The organism is Bradyrhizobium sp. KBS0727 (genome assembly GCF_005937885.2).
Classification (GTDB): domain Bacteria; phylum Pseudomonadota; class Alphaproteobacteria; order Rhizobiales; family Xanthobacteraceae; genus Bradyrhizobium.
The window spans coordinates 4,819,241-4,832,815 of sequence record NZ_CP042176.1 but is presented as its reverse complement, the minus strand read 5'-3'; the positions used below and the strand labels follow the sequence as shown (position 1 = coordinate 4,832,815).

Sequence of the window (13,575 nt, the reverse complement as noted above, 5' to 3'; positions counted from 1 at the left end):
TGATTCTCGTGATGCCAATCGTCGCATGAAGCGTCATCGCCCCGTCACATGAATCCGGTAGGTGCTGGCGCATGGGTAGTGACTCCTTGAGTGAAGAAAGCCCCGAGCGGCGCTTTCGCACCTTGTTTATCTCCGACGTCCATCTCGGAGCCCGCGGCTCGCAAGCCGACCGGTTGCTGGACTTTCTCAGAACCCACGACGCCGACACCATCTATCTCGTCGGCGATATCGTCGACGGCTGGGCGCTGAAATCCGGCTGGTACTGGCCGCAATCGCATAACGACTTCGTGCAGAAGATGCTGCGCAAGGCGCGCAAGGGCGCCAAGGTCATCTATGTGCCGGGCAATCACGACGAGTTCCTGCGGAACTATTACGGTACGCATTTCGGCGGCATCGACGTGGTGGAAAACACCATCCATGAGGGCGCCGACGGCAAGCGTTATCTGGTGATCCACGGCGATATCTTCGATCTCGTGGTGCAGAACGCGCGCTGGCTCGCCCATCTCGGCGACAAGGCCTATGATTTTGCCATTCAGATGAACCGGCTGGTCAACTTCTTCCGGCGCATGTTCGGCGTGCCCTATTGGTCGCTGTCGCAATGGGCCAAGCTGAAAGTCAAAAACGCGGTCAACTATATCGGCGCGTTCGAAAAGACCTTAGCCGGCGAGGCGCGGCGTCACGGCGCCGACGGCGTGATCTGTGGCCACATCCACTACGCCACCATCCGCGACGAGCACGGTATCCGCTACATGAACTGCGGCGACTGGGTCGAGAGCTGCACCGCGCTCGCCGAACACGAGGACGGAAAGTTCGAAATCATCACCTGGACCGATCCGCTGCGCCTGAAAGCACCGGTTCCCCGCGTCGCGGCGCGCGCCGCATGACGCATATCCTGGTCGCGACCGATGCGTGGCATCCCCAGGTCAACGGGGTGGTTCGGACGCTGACCACGATGGCGGAAGCGGCCAAGGGCTTTGGCGTCGACGTCAGCTTTCTGACGCCGCAGTCGTTCCGGACCTTTGCGATGCCGAGCTATCCCGATTTGCGGCTGGCTTTGCCGAGTCCCTGGAAGATCGCCGAGCTGATCGATGCGGCAAAACCCGACAGCATCCATATCGCGACGGAAGGTCCGATTGGCCTATTGGTGCGGCGCTATTGCCGCAAGCGCGGCCTGCCGTTCACCACCAGCTTTCACACCCGTTTTCCCGAATATGTGTCGGCGCGTTCATCGATCCCGGAATCCTGGGTCTGGCGCGTGCTGCGCTGGTTCCATCGGCCGAGCCAGGCGGTGATGGCGGCGACGCCGGCGCTCGCGGCCGAATTGCGCATGCGCGGCTTTCGCAACGTGGTGCTGTGGTCGCGCGGCGTCGATACTTCGCTGTTCCATCCGCGCGACATCGACCTCTGCCTGCCGACGCCGGTGTTTCTCAGTGTCGGCCGCGTCGCGGTCGAGAAAAATCTGGAAGCCTTCCTCGACCTCGATTTGCCGGGCACCAAGCTCGTCGTCGGCGACGGGCCGGCGCGCGCGGCGCTCGAGCGTAAATATCCGGCCGCCGTCTTCCTCGGCGCGCGGCACGGCGAGGAACTGGCCGAAATCTACGCGGCCGCCGATATCTTCGTCTTTCCCAGCAAGACCGACACCTTTGGCCTGGTGCTGCTGGAGGCGCTTGCTAGCGGCCTGCCGGTGGCGGCGTTCCCGGTCACCGGTCCCCGCGATGTGATCGGTTCCGCGCCGGTGGGCGTCCTGAGCGACGATCTGCGCAAGGCGTGCCTCGAAGCGCTGCATATTCCGCGCGAGACCTGCATCGAATTCGCCGCCGAACACACCTGGCAGGCCTCGGCGCGCGTCTTTGTCGAACATGCCCAGAATATCGGCTCGGCCGACGCGGAAGGCGCTGCGGTCGAATTTGTGGCGGAAGATCCGCATTTCGCCGCCTGACTTCACGTTTTTCAGTCGGTGCATGATCTTTTCCGAAAACCGGTTCCCACTTTTCGGGATCATGCACGAAACTGTCTTCCCCGCGCTCCGCCGGCGCGATACAACGCTGGCATGACCGAACCAGCCCCAATTGCAGCGGTCGGCGCTGCGGATATCGATGCGGCGGCGCGGGTGGTTGCGCCTTATGCGGTGCGAACACCGTTGCTGTCGTTCCCCGTTCTCAACGAGCGCATCGGGACCAAGGTGTTCCTGAAGCCCGAAATGCTGCAGCGGACCGGGTCGTTCAAGTTCCGCGGCGCCTTCAACAAGCTGTCGTCGATCCCGCAGGACAAGCGCAGCGGCGGCGTGGTCGCGTTCTCGTCCGGCAACCATGCCCAGGGCGTGGCCGCGGCGGCGCAGATTCTGAACATGCAGGCGACGATCGTGATGCCGCTCGATTCACCTGTCACCAAGCGCGAGCGCACCAAAGGCTATGGCGCCGAGGTCGTGCTGTATGACCGCGACAAGGAAGACCGCGAGGCGATCGCTAACGGCATTGCCGCCAAGCGTGGTGCGACGCTGGTGCGTCCTTACGACGATCCCTTCGTGATCGCGGGGCAGGGCACCGCGGGCCGGGAAATCGCCGAGGATATGGCTGCACTTGGATTGTCGCCCGATATCGTGGTGGCGCCGGCGTCCGGCGGTGGCCTGATCGCGGGCGTGGCGACCGCCGTGAAGGCAAAATTTCCGCAAGCCCAGATCATCGTCGCCGAGCCCAAGGACTACGACGACCACGGGCTGTCACTGCGTGCCGGCCATCGCGAGGCCCATCATGCCGCCGGCCGCACCATCTGCGATGCGCTGATGGCGCAGATCCCCGGCGAACTGACCTTCTCGATCAATAGCAAGCTGCTGGCGAACGGCGTGACGGCCTCCGACGAGGAAGTCGGCGCCGCGGTTGCCTATGCCTATCGTGAATTGAAGCTGGTGGTCGAGCCCGGCGGCGCCGTCGGCCTTGCGGCGTTGCTGGCCGGCCGTATCGACGTGCGCGGCAAGAATGTCGTCATCGTGCTCTCCGGCGGCAATGTCGACGCCGACCTGTTCGCCAGGCTGGTGGCCTGAACCGGACGTAGCCCCAGCAAGACCTCAACCTCGACCGGGCGCGACCCCGCCGTTCAATCACGATTGAACGGGAGTGGCTTGACGGATGCCGCAACCGCGGCGAGGCTGCCCGCAACGAAATTCATCGAAAAGGCCCGGATTAAACCGGGCTTCGGGGAGGATGGCATGCGGAACGCTGCGCTGACGGTGTTGTCGTTCGTTATCGCGCTTGGCGCGCCTGCGGCCCAGGCCCAGTACACCCAAAAGGAATGGCCGGAAGGGCCGAGCAAGGCACGGTTCGTTGCGACCTGCGACGGTTGCCACGACATCAACCGCGTGCGCGTCGGCTATACGGCCGAAGGCTGGCTCACCATCGTGCGCATGATGCAGAACGCGCATGCGCCTGTCCCTGCCGAGGAGTGGGGCGCCATGACCGACTACCTCATCAGGAATTTCCCCGAACGGTCGCGGCCGGAGGCCGCCATCATCGACGGACCGGTGAAGGCGAATATCCTGATGTGGGATGTGCCGACGCAGGGTTCGCGACCGCACGATCCGCTGGCCGCGCGCGACGGCTCGATCTGGTGGACCGGCCAGCTCGCCAACAAGCTCGGCCGCCTCGATCCCAAGACCGGAGCGATCCGCGAATACACCATGAAGTCGGCGCTCACCGGTCCGCATGGACTAGCGGAGGACAAGTCCGGCAACATCTGGTTCACCGGCAACACCGCGGGCCTGATCGGCAAGCTCGATCCATCCTCCGGCGTCGTCACCGAATATCCGCTGCCCGACGCCAACGCCAGGGACCCGCACACGCTTAACTTCGATCAGGACGGAATCCTCTGGTTTACCGTGCAGCAGGCCAACATGATCGGGCGGCTCGATCCGGCGACCGGCGCGATCAAGCTGCTCACCCCGCCGACGCCGAGGGCACGGCCCTATGGCCTCAAGATCAACGCCCAGGGCGTGCCTGTCGTTGTCGAATTCGGCACCAACAAGGTCGCGACCGTCGATCCGAAAACCCTGACGATCAAGGAGTACACGCTGCCGCGCGCGGCTGCGCGGCCGCGCCGTCTCGCCATCGGTCCCGACGGCATGGTCTGGTATGTCGATTTTGCCGGCGGCCAGCTCGGCCGGCTCGATCTCGCCACCGGCGATGTGAAGGAGTGGCCTTCGCCGAGCGGCGCGAAATCGGAACCCTACGGCATCGTCTTTACCAAGGGCGCGCTGTGGTATTCGGAATCCGCGGCGAAGCCGAACACGATCGTGCGGTTCGACCCGGCGACGGAGAAATTCCAGAGCTGGGCGATCCCCGGCGGTGGCGACATCGTCCGCAATATGGATGTCACGCCCGACGGCAATCCTGTCATCGCGGACAGCCTGACCAACCAGGTCGGGCTGGTTGAAATCAAGTAGCGCGAGTTTCGTCACCGAAAACGAAGCGGGCCGAGCATTGGCTGCTCTGCCCTGAATCCGTGTCGGCCCCGGAACGAACCGTTCCGTGGGGAATGCGTTGCCGTCGGAGTTAGGAGAAGAACGCGATCTTCTCGACCTGGCTCATGCGCCGGATTGGCGCCAAGGGGTCGTTGGCCGGCCTGGCAGCCTTACTCAACATGCCGCTCGCGAGAATGGTCGAGCCGAGTGACATCTCGATCGCGGGTGCGGCAACCGCTTCGACGGCGCGCTGCGGCGGCATCTCAACCGGTGGCTCGACGGGGGCTGCGACCGGTTCGGGTACTTCCGCGACGATGGCTTGTTCGACCGGCGCGGGCTCGGCGAACTGGGCCTGTTCGGCGATCTCGTCATCATCGATCGGATCCGGCGCGCCCATCTCCATCGCGATCATGTCGAGGATGGCCTCGTCATGGGCGTCGGCGGCCTCGTCGGTGACGACGGTGTCGGCGATTTCGGTATCGGTGACCTCAGTCACCCCAAATGCTTCGGTATCCAGGGGCGCGGCCGCCGGCGCAGTCTCCGCAAGCGAAGTCTCACGCGTAGCCTCGGCGTGCACGGCTTCCGCATAATCAGTCTCGGCGGTCGCAGCCTTGACGGTCACAGTCTCGACGATCACAGCTTTGGCGGCCTCGACCTCGGCTGGTTCGGCGAACGACACCACGGAAGCCTCAGCCGCTTCCTGCGTAGCGGTGGTCTCGACCGTCTCCGCCATCGCCGCAGGCGGCGTGTGGAGTGTGGCGGTTTCCGCAGCCGGCGCGGGCGCGCGATCGTTGCTGCCGACTTCCGCAAGCCGGCCCCCGATCGCCGCGAAGGCCGCGCCCAGCGCGGCCTTGGCCTCGTCGGTGGTGATTTCTTCCGAGGCCTTTTCGATCACCGCGACCTGCGAATCGATCAGGTCGCAGATTCGGCTGTCATTGCCGATTTCCCGCAGCCGCCAGGCGATCTCCCGCAGCACCCGCGCGCCCTTGCGGACGGCGGCCTGCCGCTGCTCCAGCGCGAGGCCGTCCAGCGCCTCGGTCGCGGAAGCCTGCGCGGCCTCGACGGCGACGCGGATAGTGGCCAGTGCGGCTCTCAGGCGGTTGTCGGAGGCTTCAGCCGCGGCGGCTGCGGCTGAAGCCGCGGACTTGGCAGCGGCGGCGTCCGCGGCCTGCTGCTGTGCCGCAAGGCCTTCGCGCTGCGCGGCCAGGGTCTCTTCCTTCTGGGCGGAGAGGCTCTGCTCGATCCGCGCCACCGCGTCGAGCACCATGCGGGTGTCGGCATTGCGGTTGCGCTTGGCATATTCGGTGAGGAACCAGCGGCCCCGCGAAGTCTCCATGAAGGCTTCGCTGATCGCGGCATAGTCCTCCTCGCCCGGCAGCGCGGCGCGTGCTGAGATCGGCGAAAGGGCAAATGCTTCGTCGGCCATGCTAAACTCTTCGCGCAAATCACCGCGCGTTACGATAACGAACATCACGATATCGGGCGAATCGCAATTGAATTGATGCCGAGCGAATCACAAATCCCCATCGCTTCTCAAGGTGCATCGAAGCGATTCGCTGGCCGACTGGCGCTGTTCTACGGCGCAACGTTCGGAACGATGGGTACCCACCTGCCGTTTTTCACGGTCTGGCTGAAGGCGGTCGGCATCGATGCTTCGTGGATCGGGATCATCTCCGCGGTGCCGGCGCTGACGCGGTTCACGGTGCTTCCGTTCGTGACCGGTGCTGCCGAGAAGCGCTATTCGCTGCGCGGCGCCCTGATTGTTGCCGCCTTCGCGACCGCGCTGGGCTTTGCCGTGATCGGCACCCAGTATCTTCCGTTCGCGGTGTTGCTGGCCTATGCCGCCACCTGCGCGCTGTGGACACCGATGCTGCCGCTGACGGATGCCTATGCGCTGCGCGGCGTGGCGCGCTACGGTCTGAACTATGGGCCGATGCGGCTGTGGGGCTCGGCGGCCTTCGTGGTCGGCGCGCTAACTTGCGGGCTATTGGTCGATATCGTCGCGGCGAGGCACCTGATCTGGGTCATCGCGTCGATTGCTGGCCTCGGCGCCGTCGCCAGCCTGGGGCTGCAGCCGCTGGAGCGGCCCAAGCCGGCGCCGGCGGCGGTCCAGGGCGCGACTTCACTGCTGCGCGATGCGGGCTTTCTCGCCATCATCGTCGCCTCGGCGCTGACCCAGGGCAGCCACGCCGCCTATTACGCGTTTGCCTCCATCACCTGGCAGGGATTGGGGTTGGGCGGACTGACCATTGCCGGGCTGTGGGTGCTCGGCGTGCTCGCCGAGATCGTGGTGTTCGCGCTGTCGCCGCGCTTCACGCTGCAGCCTTCGACGCTGGTGGTGATCGGCGCGCTCAGCGCGGTGGCGCGTTGGTCGATCACGGCGCTGGAGCCGTCGCTGGCGGTGCTCAGTGTGGTCCAGCTCGCGCACGGGTTGACCTACGGCATTACCCAGGTCGGCACCATGGGACTGCTGGTGCGTCACGTGCCGATCCACCTGATGGCGCGCGGGCAGGGCTATCTCGCCGCCTGTGGCGGCATCGTCAGCATGACGGCGTCGATCCTGTCGGGGATGGTCTATGCGCGCTACGGGCCGGGCGCTTACTACATGATGGCGGCAATGGCGCTGGTTGCAGCCAGCGTGATGTGGTCCGCGCGCCACAAAGCGTTTTCAAGCGAAGTGGGTACCGGTTCGCGTTAAGAAAACGCGTCAAAATAGAAAGTAGCTCATCAGCCCCACAGCGCTGCTTCCGGCGGATAGACCAGACTGCCGTCGTAGCGCAGGCCGTCGTCGCGATCGCGCGCCAGCAACAGCGGGCCGTCGAGGTCGACGAAGCGCGCCTGCGGCGCCAGCAGCATCGCCGGCGCCATCGCGAGCGAGGTCGCGACCATGCAGCCGATCATGATTTCAAATCCGAGCGCCTGCGCGGCGTCGGCCATCGCCAGCGCTTCGGTCAGGCCACCGGTCTTGTCGAGCTTGATATTGACCGCGTCATAGCGCGCGCGAAGGCCGGCCAGCGAGGCGCGGTCGTGCACGCTTTCGTCGGCGCAGACCGCGATCGGCCGCTTGATGCGCGCCAGCGCCTCGTCCTTGCCGGCCGGCAGCGGCTGCTCCACCAGCGTCACGCCGGCAGAGGCGCAGGCCTTTAGGTTCTGCTCGAGATTATCTGATGTCCACGCTTCGTTCGCGTCCACGATCAGTTCGGATTCGGGCGCGGCCTTCCGTACCGCCGCGATCCGCGCAGCGTCGCCGTCACCGCCGAGCTTGATCTTGAGCAGCGGCCGGCGCGCCGCCTTGGCGGTTGCCGCCGCCATCGCCTCGGGCGTACCCAGCGAGATCGTGTAGGCAGTGGTGCAGGATCGTGGCGCCGGCCGGCCGAGCAGTGTCCACGCCCTCTGGCCCGCGGCTTTGGCCTCGAGGTCCAGCAGCGCGCAATCCAGCGCATTGCGGGCGGCGCCTGGGGGCATCGCGGCCTGCAGGCCGCTTCGGTCCAGTCCTCGCGCCAGCGGCTCCTGCATCGCCACAAGGGCAGCCAGCGTCGCTTCCGGGGTCTCGCCGTAGCGCGGGTAGGGCACGCATTCGCCGCGCCCGGACCGCCCGCTTTGGCTGACTTCGGCCACCACGGTGACCGCCTCGGTCTTGGCGCCCCGGCTGATCGTGAAGGAACCCGCGATCGGCCAGCGTTCGATGGCTGCGGCAAGTTGTCGGGCAAGTCGTCCGGATGGGGTGGAAGTCATTTTAAAATCTTGCAATTTCTGAACCGTAAGCTTGCCCGCCGCAACCAACTATGGCTGGTTAGGGACAGATTCTACAAGGCAGTGCGGCGTGCGGGACCTCATCTTTTGCATCGATAGCGAGCCGGTCGGGGGGCGGGCATCGTGAACGGAGACCCGACACTGGAGCGGATCGCCAGCGGGAACGGGCTTGCCTTGTGCGCGGCGGGCTCGTGGACGGCCCGCTTTGCCCCGGTGCTGGAGCGGTTGGTGACCGACGCCGAGAAGCTCGGCGGCAGCCGGCCCAACATTTTCATCGACGTCAGCCAGGTGTCGAAGCTCGATACTTTCGGCGCCTGGCTGATCGAGCGGCTGCGCCGCAGCCTGACCCAGGGCGGCGTCGAGGCCAAGATCGCAGGCCTCTCGGCCAATTATTCCAGCCTGGTCGACGAGGTTCGCCGGGTGAAGGCGCAGCCCGTCGTCGACAGCCATGCGGTGACGATATCAGGCATGCTGGAGCAGGTCGGCCGCAGCGTGGCCGGGGTCGGCGGCACCCTGGTCGGACTGATCGACATGCTGGGCGCGGTGCTGGCCGCGGCCGGCAACGTCGTCATCCATCCCCGCGGCTTCCGCCTGACCTCCACTATCCATCACCTGGAACAGGTGTGCTGGCGCGCGGTGCCGATCGTGGTGCTGATCACGTTTCTGATCGGCTGCATCATCGCGCAGCAAGGCATTTTCCATTTCCGTCAATTCGGTGCCGATATTTTCGTCGTCGACATGCTCGGCGTGCTGGTGCTGCGCGAGATCGGCGTGCTGCTGGTCGCGATCATGGTGGCGGGCCGTTCGGGCTCGGCATATACCGCCGAGCTCGGCTCGATGAAGATGCGCGAGGAGATCGATGCGCTGCGCACCATGGGCTTCGATCCGATCGAGGTGCTGATCCTGCCGCGGATGCTGGCATTGGTGCTGGCGCTGCCGATCCTGGCGTTCCTCGGCGCCATGGCCGCACTTTATGGCGGTGGCCTCGTGGCCTGGCTCTATGGCGGCGTCGATCCCGAAGCGTTCCTGCTGCGGTTGCGCGACGCCATCTCGATCGATCATTTCATCGTCGGCATCATCAAGGCGCCGGTCATGGCCGCCGTGATCGGTATCGTCGCCTGCGTCGAGGGACTGGCGGTGCAGGGCAGCGCTGAATCGCTCGGCCAGCACACCACGTCCTCGGTGGTGAAGGGAATCTTCCTCGTCATCGTCATGGATGGCGTGTTCGCCATCTTCTTCGCATCGATCGGAATGTGACTATGGCGGACGAAATCTCCGACGCCATCATCCGGGTTCGCGACATCACCGTGCAGTTCGGCACGACGCGGGTGCTCGACGGGCTCAACCTCGACGTCAAGCGCGGGGAAATTCTCGGCTTCGTGGGTCCGTCCGGCGCCGGCAAGTCGGTGCTGACCCGCACCATCATCGGTCTGGTGCCGAAACTCGCCGGCCGTATCGAGGTGTTCGGCGTCGACCTCGACAAGGCCAACACCGCCGAGCGGAGAGGCGTCGAGCGCCGCTGGGGCATCCTGTTCCAGCAGGGCGCGCTGTTCTCCTCGCTCACCGTGCGGCAGAACATCCAGTTTCCGGTGCGCGAATATCTCAAGGTTTCGCAGCGGCTGCTCGACGAGATCATGGTGGCCAAGCTCGGCATGGTCGGCCTGAAGCCGGAGGTCGCCGACCGTTTTCCCTCGGAACTCTCGGGCGGCATGGTCAAGCGCGTGGCGCTGGCGCGCGCGCTCGCGCTCGATCCCGAACTTGTGTTCCTGGACGAGCCGACCTCCGGGCTCGATCCGATCGGCGCCGGCGATTTCGACGAACTGGTGCGGACCCTGCAGCGTACTTTGGGCCTGACCGTTTTCATGGTAACCCACGACCTCGACAGCCTTTATACGGCCTGCGATCGCATCGCCGTTTTAGGGAACGGTAAGATCATTGCCGCAGGATCGATCGCCGACATGAAGGCCTCGAAGCATCCCTGGCTGAACCAGTATTTCAACGGCAAGCGCGCCCGCGCCGTTGTGGTCTAGGAGTAATTGATGGAAACGCGGGCGAATTACGTCCTGATCGGATCGTTCACGCTGGCGGTGATCGCGGCCGCCTTCGGCTTCGTGCTGTGGTTTCAGAGCCTGCACACCACCAAGGCGCGCAGCCCGATCCGCATTGTGTTCGAAGGCCCGGCCTCCGGCCTGCGCAACGGTGGCAGCGTCAATTTCAACGGTATCCGGATAGGGGAAGTTATCTCGGTTAAACTCGATAACCCGCGTCGTGTGGTCGCACTGGCGATGGTCGAGAACAACGCCCCGATCCGCAAAGACACGCTGGTCGGCCTCGAGTTCCAGGGCCTGACCGGCGTCGCCGCGATCTCGCTGAAGGGCGGCGAGGAAGCCGCCCCCTCGGTGCCGCTCGACGAGGACGGCGTGCCGGTGCTGACCGCCGATCCCAACGCGCTGCAGGACGTTACCGAGGCGATCCGCGCCACCTTGCAGAACGTCAACCGGATCGTCGCCGACAACCAGGAATCGGTGAAGAGCTCGCTGAAGAATCTCGAAACCTTCACCTCGGCGCTGGCGCGCAACTCCGAGAAGATCGACAACGTCATGCTCAAGGTCGACGGCGTGATGGGCAAGGCGGACAGCCTGATGCTCGGGCTGAACACGATCGCGGGCGGCACCGCCGGCGGCGAGTTGAACCTGATGGTGAAGTCGATCCGTGAACTGGCCGACGATTTCGACAAGCGGTCGGCGGCGCTGATCTCCGATGGCCGCCGCACGCTTGGCGACATCAGCCGCGCCGTGAACAATTTCGACCGCAACCCGAGCCGGGTGATCTTCGGCGGCAGCAACAACAGCGCGCCGGCCGCGGAAGCGTCGGCTCCAGCCAGGCCGGCAGCGGCAGCGCCCAAACCGGCGGCTGCGGCGAGCGGGCAGAAGCGGCAGTAGAAGTCTATCTGCCGCGTGCATACGGCTCATCGTCCGCCGGCAAACTCCTTCACCAGCCGGTACAGATACTCATTGCCGTTGAAAAACGATTTGACGAGGACCCGCTCGTCGCGCCCGTGCGCGCGCGATTCAGCGATGTCGCCGGCCATTCCGGAATGGCCATAGGTCGGAATGCCGGCGTTGCGCAGGTAGCTGCCGTCGGTGGCGCCGGCGCTCATGACAGGCAACACCACCGCGCCGGGAAAGAACTCGGCCGACAGTTTCGTGATCGGCCCGACGATCCCCTCGCTGAGCGCGGAAGGCGCGCTCAGCGTCGGCTGATCGATCTGCGTAACCGCGATCTGGTCGTCGCCGAGCACCTTCTCCAGCGTCGCCTTGACGCCATCGATGGGCTCGCCCGGCATCACCCGGCAATTGACCGTGGCGGTCGCAAGCTGCGGCAATGCGTTGAAGGCGCTGCCGCCCTGCAGCATGGTGGTGATGCAGGTCGTGCGCAATTGCGCGTTATAGCCGGGATTGGCCGATAGCCGCGCCACCGGCGCCGAAGCCGGATCGGTCTGGCCTGACAGCACGGCGCGCAGGTCGTCGGCCAACTGGCCGCCTTCCATCTGCGCGGTCCGTTCGAAATAAGCGCGCGTGGTCTCGTTGAGATTGAGCGGAAAGCTGAAGGCCGAAAGCCGGGTCAGTCCCGCCGCCAGGCGATAGATCGCATTGTCCTTGACCGGCATGGCGCTGTGGCCGCCCTTGTTCTTGACCGCCAGTTCGTAGGTCACCGATACCTTTTCGCTGGTCTGCAGCGAATTGCGCAGCGGTTTGCCGTCCTTCAGCCCGACCGGGCCGCCCTCGTTGAGAGCGAATTCCGCATCGATCAGGTCGCGGTGGTTTTTCAGCAGCCACTGAATGCCGAGCGCGTCCTTGTCGAGAATTTCCTCGTCGGTCTCCAGCGCCAGGATGATGTCGCGGTCGGGCTTGTAGCCTTCCTGTTTGTAGCGAATGAGATTGGCGACAAAAGAAGCCGCCATGTATTTGTCGTCGCCGCTGCCGCGCGCATAGAAATAGCCGTCCTGCTCGACCAGCTTGAACGGATCGGTCGACCAGTCCTCGCGCGGCGCCGGCACGACGTCGATATGCGCCACCAGCAGGATCGGTTTGCGTGCGCCAGTTCCCTTCAGCCGCGCGACCAGATTGCCTTTGCGCGGCGCCGGCGAGAACACGCGAACGTCGGCATCAGGAAAGCCGCCCGCGCGCAGCCGTGCGGCCATGGCTTCGGCGGCCTTGGCGGTGTCGCCGGTTGCCGTCACGGTGTTGATCTCGATCAGTTCCTTGTAGATATCGAGCGCCCGTTGCTGGTTGGGGTTCAGGCCTTCGGCCGCGGCCGTGCCTGATATCGCCAAAGCCACCGACATGGCCGCAGCAACGCAAGGCAATTTGAAATTCGAACCCGTCAACAGGCGCATCGGTTTCATCCTCTTATTTCGAGTCCTTGGCGGCGACGACTTCAATCTCGACCAGAAAGCCGGGATTGGCGAGCGCTGCGACACCGAAGACCGACCGAACCGGAAGGTTCGGCTGCGCGCCGCCGAAAAACTGGGTGTAACCCTCCATGAACGCCTTGAAGTCCATCGGCGCGCGGGCGTCGTGCACCAGGAACACCTGCATCTTGATCACGTCGGCCATGCCGAGGCCCTGGCCTTCGAGAATTTGCTTGATCCTGTTGAGCACGCCGACGGTCTGGGTCTTGGTATCGCCGTAGGCCTGCGGGCTAGTGGCTTCAACGTCCTTGTTGATGACGGGCGGCACCTGGCCGCTCACATACAGCGTGACGGCGTCACCGGAGACCTTTACGGCCTGGGCGATCGGAAACGTCGAATTCGGAATTGGATATCGGACGACTTCGGCGTGGACGACGTTTGAGCCGAGCAGCAAGGCGGCCAGCGTCAGCATTTCCTTTTTCATCTTCCTCTCCCCATGTGGCCGATCAAGGCCTGATACGTTTGACGTCCTCGGCCGTGACGGCATCGGTATATTGATTGCCGAAATGCGTGCGCAGATAATTGACGACGGCGGCGACCTGGTCGTCGCTCATCATCGCGCCGACCGGCGGCATCGCCTTCTGGCCCCTGACGACGACGTGAACCGGATAGCCTGAGGTCTCGAGATTGCTGTCTTTCGACAGCGATGGATAGGTGCCCGCGCCGGCCGCACCGTTTCCATCAGGCATGTGACAACCCTGACAGGCGCTGGCGAACAGATCCTCTCCGGTCTGCTCCGTAAACCGGAAGCCCGTGCTCAGCGCCGCCAGAGGCCGCGACCGCGCTTCTTCGTTCGCCTTCACGCCTGATGCCGGCGCCATGGCCATGCCTGCGGCCGCGATAGCTGAAAAGAGCAGGGTCCATCTCGCGGGTTCGATCGGACGGGAGCCCATTG

The 13,575-nt window shown here is 64.9% G+C and carries 13 protein-coding genes; 8 read left to right on the top strand and 5 right to left on the bottom strand.

Features of this window, described 5'->3' with window-relative positions:
* The first annotated feature begins 71 nt into the window (after nt 1-71).
* The 4 genes from FFI89_RS22795 to FFI89_RS22780 all read left to right on the top strand — a co-directional run bounded on the left by FFI89_RS22795 (nt 72) and on the right by FFI89_RS22780 (nt 4,435).
* Entirely contained in the window at nt 72-884 is an 813-nt protein-coding gene (locus FFI89_RS22795; RefSeq protein WP_138829865.1) for a UDP-2,3-diacylglucosamine diphosphatase, read from the top strand.
* Complete coding sequence (locus tag FFI89_RS22790; RefSeq protein ID WP_138829864.1) at nt 881-1,939, top strand: glycosyltransferase family 1 protein; 1,059 nt, start codon at nt 881-883, stop codon at nt 1,937-1,939. The genes FFI89_RS22795 and FFI89_RS22790 overlap by 4 nt, the downstream gene beginning before the upstream one ends.
* Before the next feature lie 111 nt (nt 1,940-2,050).
* Entirely contained in the window at nt 2,051-3,040 is a 990-nt protein-coding gene (locus FFI89_RS22785; RefSeq protein WP_138829863.1) for a threonine/serine dehydratase, read from the top strand.
* Between the two features lie 165 nt (nt 3,041-3,205).
* The gene (locus FFI89_RS22780) at nt 3,206-4,435 is read left to right on the top strand and encodes a cytochrome C (RefSeq protein ID WP_138829862.1); all 1,230 of its coding nucleotides are present in this window, start codon (nt 3,206-3,208) and stop codon (nt 4,433-4,435) included.
* Nucleotides 4,436-4,544: 109 nt separating this feature from the next.
* Here the strand turns inward: FFI89_RS22780 and FFI89_RS22775 are convergent, their stop codons facing one another.
* The gene (locus FFI89_RS22775) at nt 4,545-5,879 is read right to left on the bottom strand and encodes a hypothetical protein (protein ID WP_138829861.1); all 1,335 of its coding nucleotides are present in this window, start codon (nt 5,877-5,879) and stop codon (nt 4,545-4,547) included.
* 75 nt (nt 5,880-5,954) lie between these two features.
* Here FFI89_RS22775 and FFI89_RS22770 point away from each other — a divergent pair, with 75 nt between their 5' ends.
* Nucleotides 5,955-7,151, top strand: coding sequence for an MFS transporter (locus FFI89_RS22770; RefSeq protein ID WP_138829860.1), 1,197 nt, complete (start codon nt 5,955-5,957; stop codon nt 7,149-7,151).
* A 29-nt stretch (nt 7,152-7,180) separates the two neighbouring features.
* Here FFI89_RS22770 and dgcA read toward each other — a convergent pair whose 3' ends face one another.
* Nucleotides 7,181-8,188 (bottom strand): N-acetyl-D-Glu racemase DgcA, encoded by a 1,008-nt coding sequence (dgcA, locus tag FFI89_RS22765; protein ID WP_138829859.1) that lies wholly within the window; start codon nt 8,186-8,188, stop codon nt 7,181-7,183.
* 141 nt (nt 8,189-8,329) lie between these two features.
* Between dgcA and FFI89_RS22760 the strand changes: the two genes are divergently transcribed.
* The 3 genes from FFI89_RS22760 to FFI89_RS22750 are packed head-to-tail and all read left to right on the top strand — an operon-like array spanning nt 8,330 to nt 11,148.
* Nucleotides 8,330-9,463 (top strand): ABC transporter permease, encoded by a 1,134-nt coding sequence (locus FFI89_RS22760; RefSeq protein ID WP_138829858.1) that lies wholly within the window; start codon nt 8,330-8,332, stop codon nt 9,461-9,463.
* A gap of 2 nt (nt 9,464-9,465) precedes the next feature.
* Nucleotides 9,466-10,236 (top strand): ABC transporter ATP-binding protein, encoded by a 771-nt coding sequence (locus FFI89_RS22755; RefSeq protein WP_168212998.1) that lies wholly within the window; start codon nt 9,466-9,468, stop codon nt 10,234-10,236.
* A 9-nt stretch (nt 10,237-10,245) separates the two neighbouring features.
* Entirely contained in the window at nt 10,246-11,148 is a 903-nt protein-coding gene (locus FFI89_RS22750; protein WP_138829856.1) for an MlaD family protein, read from the top strand.
* Nucleotides 11,149-11,174: 26 nt separating this feature from the next.
* On the opposite strand, the gene FFI89_RS22745 is transcribed toward FFI89_RS22750, so the two are convergent.
* The 3 genes from FFI89_RS22745 to FFI89_RS22735 are packed head-to-tail and all read right to left on the bottom strand — an operon-like array spanning nt 11,175 to nt 13,573.
* Complete coding sequence (locus FFI89_RS22745; protein ID WP_210249020.1) at nt 11,175-12,605, bottom strand: M20/M25/M40 family metallo-hydrolase; 1,431 nt, start codon at nt 12,603-12,605, stop codon at nt 11,175-11,177.
* 13 nt (nt 12,606-12,618) lie between these two features.
* Entirely contained in the window at nt 12,619-13,104 is a 486-nt protein-coding gene (locus FFI89_RS22740) for a RidA family protein (protein ID WP_138829855.1), read from the bottom strand.
* A gap of 22 nt (nt 13,105-13,126) precedes the next feature.
* Nucleotides 13,127-13,573 (bottom strand): cytochrome c, encoded by a 447-nt coding sequence (locus FFI89_RS22735; RefSeq protein ID WP_138829854.1) that lies wholly within the window; start codon nt 13,571-13,573, stop codon nt 13,127-13,129.
* Between the last annotated feature and the right edge of the window lie 2 nt (nt 13,574-13,575).

Bases quoted from the DNA above. Each gene is read 5' to 3' on its own strand.
- FFI89_RS22795 (WP_138829865.1), top strand. From the start codon at position 72: ATGGGTAGTGACTCCTTGAGTGAAGAAAGCCCCGAGCGGCGCTTTCGC.
- FFI89_RS22790 (WP_138829864.1), top strand. From the start codon at position 881: ATGACGCATATCCTGGTCGCGACCGATGCGTGGCATCCCCAGGTCAAC.
- FFI89_RS22785 (WP_138829863.1), top strand. From the start codon at position 2,051: ATGACCGAACCAGCCCCAATTGCAGCGGTCGGCGCTGCGGATATCGAT.
- FFI89_RS22780 (WP_138829862.1), top strand. From the start codon at position 3,206: ATGCGGAACGCTGCGCTGACGGTGTTGTCGTTCGTTATCGCGCTTGGC.
- FFI89_RS22775 (WP_138829861.1), bottom strand. From the start codon at position 5,879: ATGGCCGACGAAGCATTTGCCCTTTCGCCGATCTCAGCACGCGCCGCG.
- FFI89_RS22770 (WP_138829860.1), top strand. From the start codon at position 5,955: ATGCCGAGCGAATCACAAATCCCCATCGCTTCTCAAGGTGCATCGAAG.
- dgcA (WP_138829859.1), bottom strand. From the start codon at position 8,188: ATGACTTCCACCCCATCCGGACGACTTGCCCGACAACTTGCCGCAGCC.
- FFI89_RS22755 (WP_168212998.1), top strand. From the start codon at position 9,466: ATGGCGGACGAAATCTCCGACGCCATCATCCGGGTTCGCGACATCACC.
- FFI89_RS22750 (WP_138829856.1), top strand. From the start codon at position 10,246: ATGGAAACGCGGGCGAATTACGTCCTGATCGGATCGTTCACGCTGGCG.
- FFI89_RS22745 (WP_210249020.1), bottom strand. From the start codon at position 12,605: ATGCGCCTGTTGACGGGTTCGAATTTCAAATTGCCTTGCGTTGCTGCG.
- FFI89_RS22740 (WP_138829855.1), bottom strand. From the start codon at position 13,104: ATGAAAAAGGAAATGCTGACGCTGGCCGCCTTGCTGCTCGGCTCAAAC.
- FFI89_RS22735 (WP_138829854.1), bottom strand. From the start codon at position 13,573: ATGGGCTCCCGTCCGATCGAACCCGCGAGATGGACCCTGCTCTTTTCA.